Annotated in this window: 12 protein-coding genes; 1 reads left to right on the plus strand and 11 read right to left on the minus strand. The window is 63.1% G+C overall.

Annotated elements, in window-relative coordinates; translation table 11 throughout:
- Nucleotides 1–7: 7 nt before the first annotated feature.
- Genes SIDU_RS10970 through SIDU_RS10980 form a run of 3 tightly spaced genes read right to left on the minus strand, consistent with a single transcriptional unit; the run spans nucleotide 8 to nucleotide 7047 of the window.
- A complete protein-coding gene (locus tag SIDU_RS10970; protein WP_007684597.1) occupies nucleotides 8–2638 on the minus strand; it encodes an AAA family ATPase in 2631 nt (876 codons plus the stop codon).
- Nucleotides 2635–3744 (minus strand): metallophosphoesterase family protein, encoded by a 1110-nt coding sequence (locus SIDU_RS10975; protein ID WP_007684598.1) that lies wholly within the window; start codon nucleotides 3742–3744, stop codon nucleotides 2635–2637. Before SIDU_RS10975 ends, SIDU_RS10970 begins: the two co-directional genes overlap by 4 nt.
- A 3-nt stretch (nucleotides 3745–3747) precedes the next feature.
- Entirely contained in the window at nucleotides 3748–7047 is a 3300-nt protein-coding gene (locus SIDU_RS10980; protein ID WP_007684599.1) for a TM0106 family RecB-like putative nuclease, read from the minus strand.
- Nucleotides 7048–7151: 104 nt separating this feature from the next.
- Here SIDU_RS10980 and SIDU_RS10985 point away from each other — a divergent pair, with 104 nt between their 5' ends.
- Nucleotides 7152–8135 (plus strand): helix-turn-helix transcriptional regulator, encoded by a 984-nt coding sequence (locus SIDU_RS10985; RefSeq protein ID WP_007684600.1) that lies wholly within the window; start codon nucleotides 7152–7154, stop codon nucleotides 8133–8135.
- 36 nt (nucleotides 8136–8171) lie between these two features.
- On the opposite strand, the gene SIDU_RS10990 is transcribed toward SIDU_RS10985, so the two are convergent.
- Genes SIDU_RS10990 through SIDU_RS11025 form a run of 8 tightly spaced genes read right to left on the minus strand, consistent with a single transcriptional unit; the run spans nucleotide 8172 to nucleotide 16332 of the window.
- Nucleotides 8172–9005, minus strand: a complete 834-nt coding sequence (locus tag SIDU_RS10990) for a protein NO VEIN domain-containing protein (protein WP_007684601.1) — start codon at nucleotides 9003–9005, stop codon at nucleotides 8172–8174.
- A 3-nt stretch (nucleotides 9006–9008) separates the two neighbouring features.
- Complete coding sequence (locus SIDU_RS10995; RefSeq protein WP_007684603.1) at nucleotides 9009–9701, minus strand: HEPN domain-containing protein; 693 nt, start codon at nucleotides 9699–9701, stop codon at nucleotides 9009–9011.
- A 45-nt stretch (nucleotides 9702–9746) separates the two neighbouring features.
- On the minus strand, nucleotides 9747–10610 hold the full coding sequence (locus SIDU_RS11000; RefSeq protein WP_039979854.1) for an LPD7 domain-containing protein: 864 nt from the start codon (nucleotides 10608–10610) through the stop codon (nucleotides 9747–9749).
- Entirely contained in the window at nucleotides 10600–12561 is a 1962-nt protein-coding gene (locus tag SIDU_RS11005; RefSeq protein WP_007684604.1) for a type IV secretory system conjugative DNA transfer family protein, read from the minus strand. The genes SIDU_RS11000 and SIDU_RS11005 overlap by 11 nt, the downstream gene beginning before the upstream one ends.
- Complete coding sequence (virB11, locus tag SIDU_RS11010) at nucleotides 12545–13549, minus strand: P-type DNA transfer ATPase VirB11 (RefSeq protein ID WP_007684605.1); 1005 nt, start codon at nucleotides 13547–13549, stop codon at nucleotides 12545–12547. Before virB11 ends, SIDU_RS11005 begins: the two co-directional genes overlap by 17 nt.
- A 3-nt stretch (nucleotides 13550–13552) precedes the next feature.
- On the minus strand, nucleotides 13553–14776 hold the full coding sequence (virB10, locus tag SIDU_RS11015) for a type IV secretion system protein VirB10 (RefSeq protein ID WP_007684607.1): 1224 nt from the start codon (nucleotides 14774–14776) through the stop codon (nucleotides 13553–13555).
- Between the two features lie 3 nt (nucleotides 14777–14779).
- Nucleotides 14780–15637, minus strand: coding sequence for a P-type conjugative transfer protein VirB9 (gene virB9, locus SIDU_RS11020; protein ID WP_007684609.1), 858 nt, complete (start codon nucleotides 15635–15637; stop codon nucleotides 14780–14782).
- Nucleotides 15634–16332: a VirB8 family type IV secretion system protein gene (locus SIDU_RS11025; RefSeq protein WP_039979856.1), complete on the minus strand. Its 699-nt coding sequence runs from the start codon at nucleotides 16330–16332 to the stop codon at nucleotides 15634–15636. Before SIDU_RS11025 ends, virB9 begins: the two co-directional genes overlap by 4 nt.
- Nucleotides 16333–16353: the final 21 nt, after the last annotated feature.

Below are 16353 nucleotides of genomic sequence, written 5' to 3' on the forward strand. Positions count from 1 at the left end.
TATGAGCTTAAAGCTGCACACGCTGAGCCTGTAAATGCCGAAATGCCCGGTCGCGGCAGGTCAGCAGGATCACCTGCATGCGTTGGGAGGCTTCCTCCAGGATTTCCGTCATCAGATCGAGCCGGCCATCGTCGGAATAGACCAAGGGATCGTCGAGGATGAGCGAAACCGGCATGCCCTGCTCCAGCAGCATGTCGGCAAAGGCAAGGCGGGTCAGGACCGCCAACTGTTCCTGCGTTCCCTTCGAAAGCGTGCCGCAGGCTTCGCTCAGGCCTGAGCGCGTGACGGATGCCAGCCCTAACTCTTCATCGAAGCTCAGGTCTGCGCCTGGAAACAGGCGCTCAACATGCACGCGGGCGCGCTGGGCCACTGGGCCAACGAAGGTTCGAGATGCCTCCGCACGCGCCTCGTCCAGCACATCCTTGAGCATTTTGACCGTGGCCGCCTCTTCGTCGAGCCGAGCTAGCGCCTGCGTTGCGGCATCAGCTTCTTCGGCTGCAGCTGCGGCCAGGCTCGCCAGACCTTTGCCACCTTCGCTCTCAATGATCGCCTCAAGGCGGGCGATATCCTTTTCGAGGTCGCTCCGCCGGATTTGCCCTGCCCTTGCCCGGCTATCGATCGTTTCGATCTTGCGGTTGATCGCCTGCGCATCATGCGCGGTGGCGTCGCGCGTCGCTTCGGCCAGCTTGACAGCGGCCTGGGCAACATTCTCCCGGGCTTTGGCGATGGCGTCGGCCAGCCCGGCAAAATCGGGCTTCTGTTCGAGCTGAGCGATGCGATCCGATGCATGAGACTGATCGCGCTCCGCGCCCGCCTGCTTGGCGGCAAGCGGGCGGTCCCTATCCTCTATTTCTCGCAGGTCCTGAACGGCTTGGTCGTGCAGGGTTTCAGCGCGCACTACGACCGTTTCCGCCTCTTCCAGGCGTCGGGTGAGCTGATCGGTCGAGATCTCGTCTTCATCGGCCGCCGGTGATTCCGCTGGAACACCTGCCACGAACAGCTTGAGCGCATCAGGGCCTGCCGCAAGATCCAACAGCGGCTGTGTCGGCGTCAGCCCGGCGATCTTGGTTTCGAGCAGTTGGACGGTCCCCTGCGCGTCGCGCGCGGTATCGTTTCGCGTCCGCGCCGCGGCGAGGCCGGCCACGTCCCATCCGGCTAGTTCCAGTTCCTGTCGCTCGAGCAATTCGGCGAGGCGGGCTTCCGCACTGGCTGCCGTTGCCGGCGGACGGATGACCAGGACGCCCCCGCCCAGGGCAATCTGCGTCTCACCGGTCAATGTGCGCGGGCTATTTGGTGTCAGGGGCTCGCCGCCTATGGTGATGCCCGTAGCGTCGCCCGTAAGCTCGATAGTGGTAGCGCCGGCATTGACGGCGGCCCGCGCTTCCGCGACAGCACGATCATTGGCCTCCAGGCGAGCGAACGCCTCAGCCGGAATGACCTGTGCGGCCTGATTGCGGGCATTGGCCAGTTGCTTTTCTAGATCGAGGAGTTCGGTGTGCCGCTGGCGTGCATCGGTGATCGCCGCGTGGCGCTGCCGCCTAGCGAGACGTGCGTCCCCTTCCACAAGCGCCTGACGGGCTGTGGCGCGATCATCTCGCGCCTTGTCGAGCGCTGCCTTCGCCTCAACCACCTTCGTGCGACCCGCTTCCAGCTGATCTGCAAGCTGCTCCCGATCGGCGGTGATTGCGGTCAAAGATTCGCTAGCGGCCGTCAGCGCTTCCTTCGCCGCCTCATGCTGCGATTGCAGATCGTCGAGACGATCGAGGTTTGCAGAGAAAATCTCATGCTCGGCTTTGCGGGTCTCCAGGATCTGCGCAGCAGCCCTGGCGATCTCCAGAGACTGAACAAGACCGGCGCGCTGTTCTTGCTCGGTCTCGTCCGCCAGCTCCCGCTCGATAACTTTCAGTCGGCCGCGCGCGGTCTCCAGCTCGCCGAAGCTCGTTTCGAGCGCATCGAGCCGCTTGGTCGCATCCGCAGCGGTTTGCCGCGCCTGCTGGTCACGATCCCGCGCCGCTTGCCAGCGCCCCTTCGACTGCGCTTTTCCTGTCGGCGTCCAGTAAATGTCATATTGCTCATCGATCCGCTTTCGGACGCGCTCATAGGCAGCGCCGCCGACGATCGTCCCGACCTCTGCCTCCAGCGTCGCCTGGATGCTGCTGCGCACGATGCTGCCGGGCGCCGTCACTTCGAGCGCCTGCGCCTGCGGGACCCATAGCAGACCGAGCGCACCATATGTGGCCGGGTCACCGCGCTGGCTGCTATCCTTGACGAACCCTAGAAGCGCCTGCAGGCGATTTTCGGCCTCCTCGCCCTGCGCCCGGCCCTGCGGCCCCGTGACTTCGACTTGGGGGCCTTTGAGAAAGCGCTTGGCGATTTTCCAGCTGTCGGTGCCAATGTCGAAACTGACCTCGATTTCTGGCGCGACCGCCTCGCCATAAGGCGCAAAACTTTGAGCGAGCTGATTCTTCGTGGCATGGCGGACGAAGAAAGCCGCACGCAGGGCCTCAAGGATCGTGGATTTCCCACGCTCGTTGGGCTCGATGATGATGTTGAGCCCCTCGCCCAGCCCTTCGATCGTCAGGGGCTCGCGGAACTTGCGGAAATTGTTGAGGCTGATCCGCCGCAGTTGGAGGCTCATGCTTGGCTCCCCCGATGATATTCGACAAAGAGCCGCTCCATCGCGCGCCGCGCCAATATGGCTTCAGTCCCGCCAGCTGCGATTGTCTCGGTGAGTTTCTCAGCCGCTATGCCGAGCAATCCCTCGACCTTGAGATCCGCCAAGTCCTGCTCGCCCGGCCGGCCGACAAGATCGTCCGCCCGGACATCCAGGAAACGGAGGCGATGCCGCAGGTCATCTTCGAGCCGCGACAGGATCTCGACGCGGTCGGCAAGGCTCGTGATGCCTGCAAGCGAAAGGCGCAGCAGCGTTGCCGCAGGATCGATAGCCGAGAGCAGCACGTCGGACTCCGCCGAAAAGGCGGCCGTGTCCTGCAAGGTCCAATCCCTGAGCAGCCATTGGAAGCGGCCGGTGCGCACGGGTTCCACCTTTGGCTCCACTCCCGGCGCAAGCTCGATCATCAGGGCATGGCCCGGCTCATCGCGCTGAAAACCGTCGGTTTCGGGGGTGCCGGCATACCATGTGCGCGGCTCGACCTTGAGCGTGCCATGCCAATCACCGAGCGCCAGATAGTCGAGACTGGACCGCTTCGCGCGATCCGGCGCGATCTGGTTCTTGGTCTCGCCGCGCGCAGTAAAATCACGGATCGAACCATGTGCAAGGCCGATCCGCAGCTTCGCGCCTGGCGTTTCCATGCTGTCGAACAGCTCGGTCGGATCGTCGAGATGGTGGCGGTGGAGGAGCGGCGCAGGAAGCAGCCAGAGCCCCGCTTCCATCTCCTGCGCGACGGGCTCGGTGAGCAGGATGATATTGTCCGAGGCTTTGTGACGGACCCGGTCCCACAGTCCGCCGTTGCGGGCATAGTCGTGATTGCCCGGGAGCAGCCACCAGCGGCAGGGATAGCGCTGCATGCGCGAGACTGCCTGGACGATGACCCTATCTTCGGGACCCTCGGTATCGAAGACGTCGCCTGCGACAATCACATGTTCCACCTGGTTGGCGGCCGCGACTTCGCCGATCCGGTCGATGGCGTCGAAGCGGGCTTCGCCAAGCGCCGCGCGCACCTCGGGCTCGAACCGGCCGAAGGGCTTGCCGAGCTGCCAGTCAGCTGTGTGGAGGAAACGCATGGATCAAGATCCCGTATTGTGGGGCGCAGAAAGCGGCGGAAGCGCACAGAGCGTGTTGACGAGCCGCATCTGCTCGACGCTGCTGCAGTTGGCCTCGCGCAAGCGGTCGCTGCCAAATACAAGCGCGAGCGCTTTGGCGCGTGAAACCGCGACATTGATGCGGTTGAGCGAGAAGAGAAACTCCATGCCGCGGGCGGTCTCATCGGCCGAGGAAGCCGTCATGGAGACCAGGCATATAGGGGCTTCCTGGCCCTGGAACTTATCGACCGTGCCGACGCGGATGCTGCTCGGCAGGCCCGCCCGCAGCGCGTTGACCTGCGCGTTATAGGGGGCGACTACGATGATGTCGCCGGGGCCGATAGGGCGCGTGGCGCCGTTCTTGTCGGTCCAGCTCCCTTGCAGGAGATTCTCGATTGCCGCGCCGATCGCCGCAACTTCCTCGGCGGCGATCTGGGCATTGCCTTCGTGGACGACCGGCACCCAGAAGGCACCGGCCGTGGGCCAGGCCGTTCCGGTAACGCTCTGGCGCTTGGTATCGCTATGGCTGGCCAGGCGTCCCTCGTAGACCTGGTCGGAGATGAAGTCGCAAACCTCCGGATGCATCCGCCGGGTCTCAGCAAGGAATATGCCCCGATCGGCAGGCACTGTGGCATGCTCGCCCAGCATCCATTCCAGGCATGACAGGTTGGCGGGCGCAGGATGTGCGCCCTGGATGACCTGAGGCAGCTGGCGCGGATCGCCGACCAGCACGATATTGCGCGCGGCACGACCCATGGCGACCATGTTGGCGAGGCCCACTTGCCCCGCCTCATCGACAAACAACCAATCGAAGCCCTGCACATTCTCATCGCGCGCGAAGAAGAAGGCCGTGCCGCCGACCACATTGGCGCGGGCGAGGATCAGGTCATCATTGGCCGTGGCCCGGTGAACGGGACAATCCCTGGCATAGCCATCATCTCCGCTGGAAACCTTGTGGGCGAACGACACTGGAAAGCCACCACCTTCTTCCTCGCTCGCGCGCAGGCAGCCGAGCAGGACATTGCGGATCGCTTCATGGCTGTTCGAGGCGACGGCGACCCGATGTCCCGCTTTAACCAGCGCCAGGATCACCCGGGCCGTGACGTGCGTCTTGCCCGTTCCCGGCGGTCCCTGGATCGGGAGCAACGTCTGGTCCATGGCGTGCGCCGCGGCAATGGCGCCCGCCACCGGTTCCCCGCCGCAGAGGATATCGCCGTCGATGCCGTTCAGGCGCGGGGCGGCGCCCGACAGCAGATCATCGACGGCACGATAGCGCCGCGGCCCGCATTGATCCTCGATGACGTCGCGCACCGCTGCGGCCAACACCTTGGTATCGAGCGGCCAATCCGGATGCAGGGTCAGCCGATCGGTGAGGAGTTCGGCCCTTGCCACGCCGACCTTCAAGGTGATCGTGCACGCATCGCGATCCAGCGCCTCAATCGCAACGGTTGACGGCGGCCCGTCAATCCCGGGCACAGTGGCCTTGCCGCCTTCGCGCAATTTGGTTTCCTGAGACGGAAAGCGATAGGTGCGCATCACCGAGCGCTTGATGGGTTCGATCCCGGATATCGCCTCGAGTCCCGCCAAGGCGTCGAGATCATCGACAAGCTCTTCCTCATCGCGCGCCGCGCTGTCGAAAACCGTCCACTGAGCAGGCTTGGCTTCACGCTTGTGGAACAGCCCCAGATTGAACAGCAATTCCTGACGCTCTGGAGTCAGAGAGGATGCGGCCAGGCGATCGCGCAGCGCCGTCGTTTCCTCGTCCTCGACCACCTCCTGCTCGGCCGCGTCCTGCGCAAGCACGGGCCAGGGACCATCGGGCCGGATGCCCACTAGCCAATCGCGCAGTAGCTGGGTCGACTGGCAATCGATCCGATTATAGTCCTCGATCTCGTCGAGGATTTGCTGATCGCCCGTCTCGCGCCAATTTTCATAAGCAACGACCGACCCGCCCGCTGTCTTGACCTCGCCCTCGCGCTTCAAGCCATAAAAGGCCTCCAGCGCCTTTATGGAGTAGCTCGGTTCGGAAGCGATGAGCGCGCCGCGCACGACCGCATAGAGGTCGACAAAGCGGCGTTCGCGCATGAGGCGGTCGAGAAAGGCCTCGCCGATACCATAGCGCGTGGTGAGACGCCGCAGCGCGGTGATCTCATAGGGTGCATAATGATAGATGCGGGCCTGCGGATAAGCCGTGAGGCGATTACGAAAAAACGCAAGCAACCGTTCGAGCGCTTGCGCTTCGGCGGCATGGTCATGAGCCCAGAAGGCATGGAAACTATCATCGGCCCACACGCCGTGCAGATATTCAAGGCCTCCCTCGTAATGGGGGTCGCCCTCGATGTCGTAGAAGAGATCGCCCGCCTGCGGCCGAGGGAGCAGGTCAAAGCCTTTGCCTGGCTGTGCCGGACGCAACTCGAAGGCGGGTTCGCCGGTTTTGCGCGCGTGCTGCAGTCTGGCCTGGCCGACAAGCTTCTCCGCCGTCGCACTCGCAACGCCGCGCACCGGGCCGTCATGCCGAGCCAGCGCGGCCATGGTTTCGATGCCGGACGCCTCGAGCTTCTTCACTTGGCCGCGGGTAATATTGGCGACTTGGAACAGGCTGTCCTGGCTGGTGAAGACGGCGTCGCAATGGTCGGCCCATCGGCACAGCGAACAATCAGCGCAGGGGATCGGCCGCGTTGGCACAGGGGAAGCAACAAAGGCCTCGAGCTTAGCCCGCGCACCGCGCGCATAATGGGCATAGTCGGCCAAACGCAGCGTCGCGCGCGTCCCATTGCCGAGCTGCACATGGGCATGCTCCGGCATCACGCCCTGGATCTCCGCCAAAAGGTCGGAATAGAGCACGAGCTGCAGCACATGCTTGGGATGGGCTTTGCGCTTCAGCTTGGTGTCGGTCACTTCGTAGCTGAACGGCCCCAGCAATGATGGTCGCTCGACCCGCTCAAGAAAATCGGACCACCCACCCCAACGCTCGGCGAGAAAAGCCCCTTGAAAGATTATCTGCGAGCCTTGCGCCAACGCCGCTCGCGTCTCGTCCGCGTTCTGCGCAAGATCGCCACGCGCAATCTCGACTACCCCGTTGCCCGCGTCTTTCAGCTTCTCCAAATGGGCGGCCTCATGGGCATCGCCTTGTTTCTGAAGCAGCGCGGCATCCTCGGTATCTTCCCGGGGAGTGAGCGGCTCGCCGCGCATATAGGCAAGGTCGAGCGCTGTCGCATGCGCGCAGCCGACGAACCGCATCAGGTCGGTCGCTGAAAACAGAATGGTGTTCCCGATCGTCCTCACTTGGCCCCCTTGATTGCCCAACGCCGCCCACGAGGGAATCACCTCGACAGGCGCTACCCTGTTCCTTAGCATGCAAGGGTGTCAATCTCTGACATGGACGTATAATGACTTTCGCCAAGGCCAACGATCTTCTGCGCCTCGCCCAACTCGCCGCCTCGCGGCGTTTGGGCATCAGTCTTGAGGAAATCTCTCAGGAATTCGGCATTTCGCACCGCACAGCGCAGCGCATGACAAGTGCGCTGGAGGATAATTTCGCGAATGTCGTTGTTGTGGAAGATGATGATCGCCGTCGGCGCTGGCGCATCCAAAGTCCCATCCCTGAGCGGCTGCAACCGCGCCAGGAAAACACCATCGAGGCTCTGGAAATCGCCGCTCGCGCAGCCCGTGATGAGAACCGGCTCCGCCATGCCCGGGCGCTGGAAGATCTAAGAGACAGCCTGATAACGCGCCTCTCTCCACGTGATGCGCTGCGGTCCGAAGCCGATGCGGAGGCGGTCCTTTCCGCGTTGGGCCAAGTGGCGCGGCCAGGCCCAAAGGTCGCGATGAAACCCGAGGTCACCGACGTTCTGATCGAGGCCCTGCGCGGACCGTTCAAAATGCGTATTGTCTATGGCGAGACTGACGCAGAAACCCGAACGGTCGAGCCGCATGGGCTGTTGCTAGGATTGCGTAGCTATCTCGTGGCACGCCAGGCGGACCGAGGCGAGAACCTCCGCCATTTTCGCCTCGACCGCATCCACAGCGCTGAATGTCTCGATGAAAGTTTTCCCATCCAGTCCGGCTTTTCCTTGAACGATCATGCGGCGCAGGCCTTCGGCGCTTATCAGGACCCCACCCAATATGGCGAGATCGTCTGGCGTTTTCTTCCCGAAGCAGCCTCGCGCGCAGCGGAATTCCAGTTCCATCCCAACCAATCGGCCGAATATCGGGACGATGGGAGTCTGATTGTCCGTTTCAAGGCCGCAGGTTGGCTGGAAATGGCCTGGCATCTCTATCAATGGGGCGACAAGGTCGAGGTGCTGGAACCGGCGGGGTTGCGGGCGCTGGTCGAAGGCCACGCGCGTCCCGACTTCCCGGCCCTGCCCTGATTGACCGATTTGTATCGCCCTTCGTGGCGGCGGTTTTCAATTGAGCTCGGCGAGGAAGCTGGTCGCCGTCAATTGTGCGTGATCGCTCAGGGGCGAGCGCAGCGTGAAGGCGCTTGGCGCACGGGCGAAATTCCACAGCCGCATGAGGCACCATTCCTCGCGCCTCGTATCGGCGACGGCCAACTCATTGCGAGAGATATGAAAAGGCGTGCGCTCCCATCCGTTGGTGGTCTTGACCTCGATCAGCTTCTCGCGCCCGTCCGCCTCAAAGCTCCGGATATCGAAGCCAAAACCATCGCCATCCTGCACAGATGTCCAGCGGACTTTGTCCGCGAGATCGTCGCGGCCCGCGGCAGATAAATGACGGCGCTCGTGATGCAGCACACATTCTTCACCCGCCTTGCCAAGCGCCCGGTTGCGCGCGTCGCGCTCGGCGACATCATATTTGCGGCCGATCGCGGCCATGAACGCTGGATCGATCGGCGACGGTTCGTTGCGCACCGTGGGCGGCGGCCCGATCCGCAGTGATCCTTGCGCTTCCGGTACGTTCAGGGCAGCTCGTGAGAGCCTGTCGGGAGCCAGCCATTCGGTCCGCGCCTCCAACCACCGCAGGACGCCATCGACCAGCGCATTTTGGAAATTGGCGGCCGGCTTATAGCCCTCGATCCAAGGCTGACCAAGGCCGAGCAAGACCGCGCTGATGTTCTGATGCTTGAACTCGATTGAGCCCTTGCTACGGTCGATCACGGCTTGAAGATCGCGGTTTCGCGCCGCTTTATTGAAGGAGCGACCAACCAGCTCGTCGGTGAGCATGGCGAAATAGTCGGCGACGATGTGATCAATTTCCTGATCGGACCAGACTTCCGCCACGCCCTACTCCACCACCGGGTAGTTCGGCATCGGCCATTCATGCCCGGCATTGTCCATCATGAGATCGATGAAGATCGGCAGCAAGCAACCGAGCAGCGCGGCGCCATCCCTGACCTGGGCGCGATTGACATCGCTGTTCCATGTCGAGCCACCATGCACCAGTTGGTTGCGCAGCACATAAAGCCGGTCGAACAGGATCGAGAGTATCCTGGCCGTGTCATGATCGCGCAGTGCGGCGCCTATCGCTGTCCGCGACCGCTCGAGCCTGTCAGCCCAGTCGGCATAGCCGGACGCACCATTGTGATGCTGCCAAAAGGGATGGAAGACATAGCGGTTTGCGAGCAGCACCCGGATTTCCTGAGGGAAGCGCTGCCAGACCATGTCGTAGATGCGATGTTTGCCATCAAAGCCCACAAGGGTTGCGAAGAAGGCTTGGAACAATCCCCGCTCGCCCTCGGGGATAGCAATCACCCGTGATGCTTCAACGTCGCCAGCATAGGCCGCGTTAAAGCCGATCCAGAGCAGGATGAAACGCACATCCTCATCGGTCTGCTCGGCCTCGGCACGGCGCAGCCACGACAGCGCGCGATGCACCCTGAGCGTCAGCGGCTCTGGAAAATTGCCACGCAGCTCGCGCTGCTTGGCCTTCAAGTTCTCATGGTGCAGCGGGCTGCCGGGCGGATAGCGATAGGCCATGACCGATATGGTAAAGCCTTGCTGGTCAGGCTCAATCCCTCTCGATCAACGGCCTCGAGATCGTTGCAGCGGCGCTCGTTCCTTGCCGGGTTCCTGCCGGTTCCGGCCTGACGGCTCAACGGCCCGGACCGAGGTGTCCCGCACCTTGGCCGCCTGAAACTGCCGACCCGCCTGCAGATGCGTTCGCACCTTGTCATTTGCCACCTTCATTACCCTGGCAACGGCATCGGGATTGTCGAACAACGCCGCGCGCACCACCGTTTCGATCACACGGAGCTGGCTCTGTGCCGCCCGCGCATTCTTCACCCGGCTTTGTTCGGACGGCGTTTGCCTAGACGCCTCATCAGCCTGGCGTCGATCCCGCTCAGGTTCGCGCGACGCCGGCGCGGTGACGGCAGGGGCGATGCTGTTGCGACTAGCATCGCGCCGCACTCGGTCCAGCTCCTGCAAATCCCGTTCGCTCGGCCGATATCCCCGTACTTCCAAACCTTGGCGACTGGCTTCGAGCCACGCTGCCCTTCGGAACGTCTCACTGCCGGTAACATGGACGTGCGACCACCCGCGATGGCGAGCGATGGCAACGAGATCGCGCACAACCTCGTCGCTCTCGCTGGAGGTGATGAGCCGTCTGCCCTGGTCGCGGAACGCCGGTTCCTTAGCTTGCGCACTCGTGAAATATGCGGGCTCGCCCGACCATTTGCTCGTCGTGGAGAAATAGCGCTTTCGCAAGGCATCGGGAATGTCACCGGGCGACGCTGCTTGAAGGACGGACGGATCAATCGACTTCACCTTCTTGGTTGCTTCGGGCGCCGATTGCGCCGCATTCCTCGGCCTGGTTCCCGCGTCCTGCCCGATCGTATTGCTACGCTTGCTCGCGCCACGTGGCGCCACAGGTTTTTCAGCGGCCATGATCTGCTCTTTCCTGGATGAGGGATGAAGATGACGGCTCTGCCGGCTGCACCAGCGCCCGCTCAATCATCGATGACACAAAAGCGATGGCCGCTGCCTCATCGCCGGGCGGCGGCAAGTCGGTCAGGTTGCCCAGGACCAACATATCATCGGTAATCTCGGCCGCGCCCGCCAGTTCACCATCGGTCATTTCCCGCATCTTGGTCTCCTCCAGCAAGGCCCCGCCCGTGCTCTTCGCCGTTGATTTCTCCGCGTCATTGTAAGGGGACACCACCTGATGCTTGCCTGGCGGCAGAACAGTTGGGGGCTGAGCAGCGGGGATAGGCCGCGACGGCAGAATGGGCGGCGCCAACACGCGCCTTGTGAAGCGCGGCATTCGATAAAAGGCGATCTTCCTGCCACGAACTGGCGCGATCCCGCCGCGCAGCAACAGGAGCTCGGTCTTAGGCATTTGCATCAGTTCCTGCGGCAGCAGGAGGGCGCGGCGCTGATCGGATTCCGACACGCTGCGATTGGCCAGCAGCCCATGAATCGTTCGGCTGCGCGATTTCACATTCATCGTGAAGAAGCCGAGCCGCTCCGAAAGCTCGTTCGCGACCTTCAGCTCCTTGGGCGTGAACACCACCTCAAGGCCGCAATTGGCGATGATTTCGTCGGTAACATCGGGACCATAAATGGCCCGCAGCTGCGCCCGGCTCTGGATCACTGGCAGCAGGCGCAAGCCGTATCCGGCGACATAGGAAAAGCCGCCCGCGATGACCGAGGCCTTCCCGAGCCTTGCGAATTCATCGAGCAGGATCAGGACTGGGACATTGCTGGCAGCGTCGGGCAAATCGCGCGTGTTGAGATCCACCAGCTGCTGCAGGAAGAGGCTGTAAACCGGCGCGATCCGGTCGATATTGTCGGGCGAGACACCGAGATAGATCGACATGTGCCGCGCCCGGACTTCGCGCAGGTCGAAATCGCTTGCCGAGGTCGCGGCATCGACCACGGGGTTGAGCCAGAGATTGAGCCGCGCCGTGATCGTCTGCTTGATCCCCGAAAAGGTGTTGTCCGAAGCCGAGGCGAAATCCTGGATTGCCGAGACGCATGCCTGACTGAGGCGCTGTCCTGCCCCCCTCGCCTCTTCCAGGGCCTTGGGAAGATCGCTCTTGGGATCCCCAGTGGTCAGCCGTCGATAGATCTCGCCGATCGTGAAGGGCATGCCAGGATTGGCAGCAACGAGCGCGCCGACGCCGATGAAGGCCGCCCGCGCCGCTTCGGCCCAAAACGGGTCCGATCGTTCCGGCGCGGGGAAGAGCATGACTGCGATTTTCTGAAGCTCGTTGACGACTTCGGTGTCATCGGCTCGCCGGATATGCGCCAGGGGATTGTACCGTGCCGTCCGCCCTTCAGGGTCCAACGGATCGAAGAGGTAAACCGATTGACCGGCACGTTGGCGATACCCGGCGCTGGTACTCCAATTCTCCCGCTTCACATCGAGCACGACGACCGAATCCGGCCAGGTCAGCAGATTGGGGATGACAACACCGACGCCCTTCCCGGCGCGCGTCGGCGCTTCGAGCAGGACATGCTCGTTTCCGCCGAAGATGAGGAAACGCCCTGCTTTGCGTCCAACGACAATGCCAGACGGGGCACGCAGCCCCTCGCGTCGGATTTCGCCCTCGCGTGCAAACCGAGCCCTGCCGTGCAAGGATGGGCCTCGCCGCAGGATCGTGAGGACAAGAAGCGCGACCACGGCTGCGCCGGCCATCGCACCCCGCTTGATCCAATCCCCGAGCAGCGGATCACCACGATAATACCAGAGCCAGGCCGGCAGAGTGCCGAGATCGATATTAGGTCCGATCTGCCCGAGTCCGAACAAGGCAACGAACAGGGTAATGACAGCCCACAACAGAATTGCGCCGATCACGCACAGGCCAATCGCCCAGGGACTACGCTGCGCCAGCATCGCCCATCCTCGGCTCGAAATAGATCTCGTCGACCTCAAACCGCCCGCCGTGACGGCGTGTCTGCACAACGACGTCGACGAGCATGCGAAGGAGTCCGCGAATATCGTCGCGGGCGAGATCGCGGCCGCCTTCCGATTCCTTGACGAGCAGCGTCAGCTGTTCGAACGCGCCGGCGGGTGAACCGGCGTGGACGGTCGTGATCGATCCGGGATGCCCGGAATTGACGTTCCGCAGATAGAAGAAGGCGGTGCCGTCACGCAGCTCCTGGAGCAGGATGCGGTCGGGCCGCATGCGCAGCGCGCTTTCGAGCAGCTGCTTGGCGCCAACCTTGGCCAGGCCCTGCCCCTCGCTCGAATAGACCATATGGACGACATTGCGATGAGGCACGACCAGCTCACGGGTGTCTTCGATGGTAAGCAACCGCTCCTCCGGTGGGATAAGCTGGATGAGCGCTTTCGCGAGGGTCGTCTTTCCCGAACCCGTGGCGCCACTGACCAGAATGTTCTTGCGTGCCGGAACGGCAACCTTGAAGAATTCCGGCCAGTCGCCCGCGTCGCGCAGCGCCACTAACCGCGCATCGACATCGGTGAGACCCTTGGCGCTGGCGCGCGTCATCCGGAACAGCCCGGCCCCAGCCAGTTGGTCGATCGGCAGGGTCACGGTCGACGGTTTGCGGATCGTGAAGGAAGGGCAACCGCTTGGGGTGACCGACGGTATGACGATCTGGCAGCGCTCGCCGCCCGGCAGGACCGTCGAACAGATCGGAGACTGACCATCGATATCCTGGTGCGTGAAGCTCGCCGCGGCAACAGCCAGGGTAGAAAGCCAGTCGCTGTCCAGCTCCGGCATCTCCTGCCAGCGCCACCCTTGGCGGTCCTCGATCCCCGCTTCCCCCGGACGGTTGACCACCAGCTCCGTGACATCCTCCGGTTCCAGAAGCGGGAGGAGCGGCGCGAGATAGTGGCGCAGGACGGCGGTATCGCGCATGACTTACCGCCGCAGTTCCAGATTGTAGACATCGGCAAAGTTGAAATCCTTGGCGACGAAAATGCCGACCTCCTCGCCCTGGTTCTTCTTCAGCACCGGCCGGATATTGATATTGTTCTGCAAGGCGATCGCAGCGCCTTCGCTGGGCGCCCGCGTCACATTGTTGAAATTGCCATTGCCGCTCGAGGCGGCTTGCCCAGCGATATAGGCGGCATCATCGACGAGCGAGAGGAGCAGAGCGCCGCCAAAGCGCGCCCAGAAAAAGCTGTCGACCGCGCCTGCAAGCCCGGCTCGGCCGAGTGCATCGGCGCCAGGCGAGGCAAGATCGATCCGCACGCCCTGGGGAGTGACCGCCCGCGTCCAGAGGACGAACAGGCGATTTTGCCCTTGCTGGATGCCGCCGCGATATTCGCCGAGAACGCGCGTGCCCTTTTCCATGAGTACGACCCGGCCATTCTCGGAATAGACGTCTCGCGGGATCAGGCAGGACGTGTAACCGGGCTGCCCGGAATTGATGGCGGTTTGCAGGATACAGGGGATCAACGTGCCCGCGGTAATCAGAAAGTTGCGGTTCGGCAGCATCGAGGCCCGCGCTTCCCCGATCGACGAGCTTTGCCGCAAAAGATCGAGCGCGTTGGGCGCCCTGCCCTCGCCGCTCTCTGGCGCTCCGGCAGCGTTGTCGGGCGCTTCGCCGGCAGCCCCTGCAGCTGTGGGCGCGCCAGCCTCGCGGCCAAGATCGCGACCTCCATAGGCGATCAGCGTGGACCGCCGCGCCTGCTCGGCAAGCGTTGGCCGAGCGGCACTGGTCCCGCTCAGTGCCGCGCCCGGCTGCATGGCGGGCACAATTTGGCCTTCAGGTCCGGGAACGCCAGCTGCAGGATTGAGCACCGGCGCATTGGGATCCGCGTCGGCTGCCCCGAGCGGCCGGCGTTGAGGCGCGACCGCAGCATAATCGACGGTTTCCCGAGCGACGATATCGGGTCGTTCCCGGGCTGCACCTGCCGGCGCGGTGAGGTCACGAGACGAGGATTGCTGGCCCGTGCCGGAATTCACCCAGAGAATACCCAAGACCATTGCCGTGCCGGCGAAGATCAGCGCGGTGTTGTGCCGCGCGGGCGTCGTGCCGCCGATCGGCTCGATTCCACGCTCGTGAAGAATTTCGTGCCTTTCGGGCGTTGGATCGGCACCGGGCAGCGGGCGCACGACAGGGGACGGTTCATCGGCCATGGTTCATTCCTGCGGATGGGTGATGGTGCGCTCGACGTGAGGCGATCCGGTATTCGTTCCATGATCGACGCCATAAGGTTCGGGCGCCTGGTTATAGATGCACAGCACCTCGCCGCCCCGGCGCAGGCGCAGTTGGCGCGCCACCAAATGAACGACGACGAATTCGTCGCGAACGTCGAACGGAACCAGCGTTTCGGACCCGTCTGGCCTCACCAGATAAATGGCAGGAACTTCCCGGTTCGCCGGAAACCGCAGCACCGTGAATTGGCCATTGTCGGAGACCTCCGACGGCTGCAAATCGCTCGAACCCTGAACCTTATAATTCATGTTGCGCGGACCCTCGATCACCGCATGGTCGAGGGCACCGCGAACAGCCTGGGCCTCCAGCGCCGCCGCTTGCATCGCGATCTGTGCCGCTCTCAGGCGTTCGGCCCGCGCCGCCTCGTCCCGCGGATAGCGGAAGCGGACCTGGAAATAGGCCTGGCCGTTGCGGCCGGTGATCGGACCACTACGAGCCGTGAGTTCAAAGGCATAGCTTCTTAAGGTTCCGCCGCGAGACGTGGTGACGATAAGGTTGGTCGGTCCAGCGCGTTCGCGCGGCTTGAGGAACAAGATGTGGCCGGCCACCGCCACCTCCCAGGAGACGGTGTCGCCCAGCGCTACGTGCTGAATCGTTTCGTCCTCGCTGAGGACAATCTGGGTTGCTGTCCGGAAGGTCCCGACGATGCGATAGACCTGCGCTTCCTCATAATCGACGAACTTGACGCGTGGGTCAGACGCAGCGCCACGCGGGACCTCAACCGCATGGGCAGCAGAAAGGGATGCAAACGCGATGAAAACCGCAGCGACCAATGTTTTCATCGGACTACCTCCGGGTCGGAGCGGTAATTCTCGACCTGGAAGCCGAGCGGGTTCCGATAGCGATCACCTTCGGCCATCGGCGCGTTGGCATAGGCGAAAGTGACCGTGGCGATCCAATCGCTGCTCTGCGTATCCGCCTCGGTCTGGACGATCCGTGTGAATCGCACATTGGCAACCCGATCATTGATGAAGGCGATGTTGCGCACCCGCGCCTGGACGACTGCGTTTTTCCCCCAGGCGTTCTGGGGACTGGCAGCATTGTTGTTGCTGAAGAAGCGTGCCCAGCGCTGCTGCTCCGCCGGCTGCGACAGGATTGTCACGAAGCGGAAATTCTCCTCCGCAGCCGCCGGTATCCAGCTTTCACGCGTCCGGACATATTGCGCGAGAAAGTATTTTGTGACCGCCTCATCATAGCGCATCGGCCGCTGGGTCAGCGCCGTCTGGACATCCACCGCGCCCGTCGTCTGATTGACCCGAATGACATAGGGCACGACGGTCTTGAGCGGGGCCAGCGCGGCGACAGCAAAAATGGATGCGGCCGCAAGGACTGAGGTTACCGCCGCCACGGTCCAAGCAATACGTGTCGATCGCAATGCCGATCGAACCCTGTCCTGGTCCCAGCTCCGCGCTTCCTGGAAATAGCGTTTGAGCCCGGAAGCAGGCACCGCCTCCGCGCCATTGTCAGCAACTCGCATAACGAATGTCCCTTGGCGCAA

Source organism: Sphingobium indicum B90A (genome assembly GCF_000264945.2).
In the GTDB taxonomy this organism is placed as follows: domain Bacteria; phylum Pseudomonadota; class Alphaproteobacteria; order Sphingomonadales; family Sphingomonadaceae; genus Sphingobium; species Sphingobium indicum.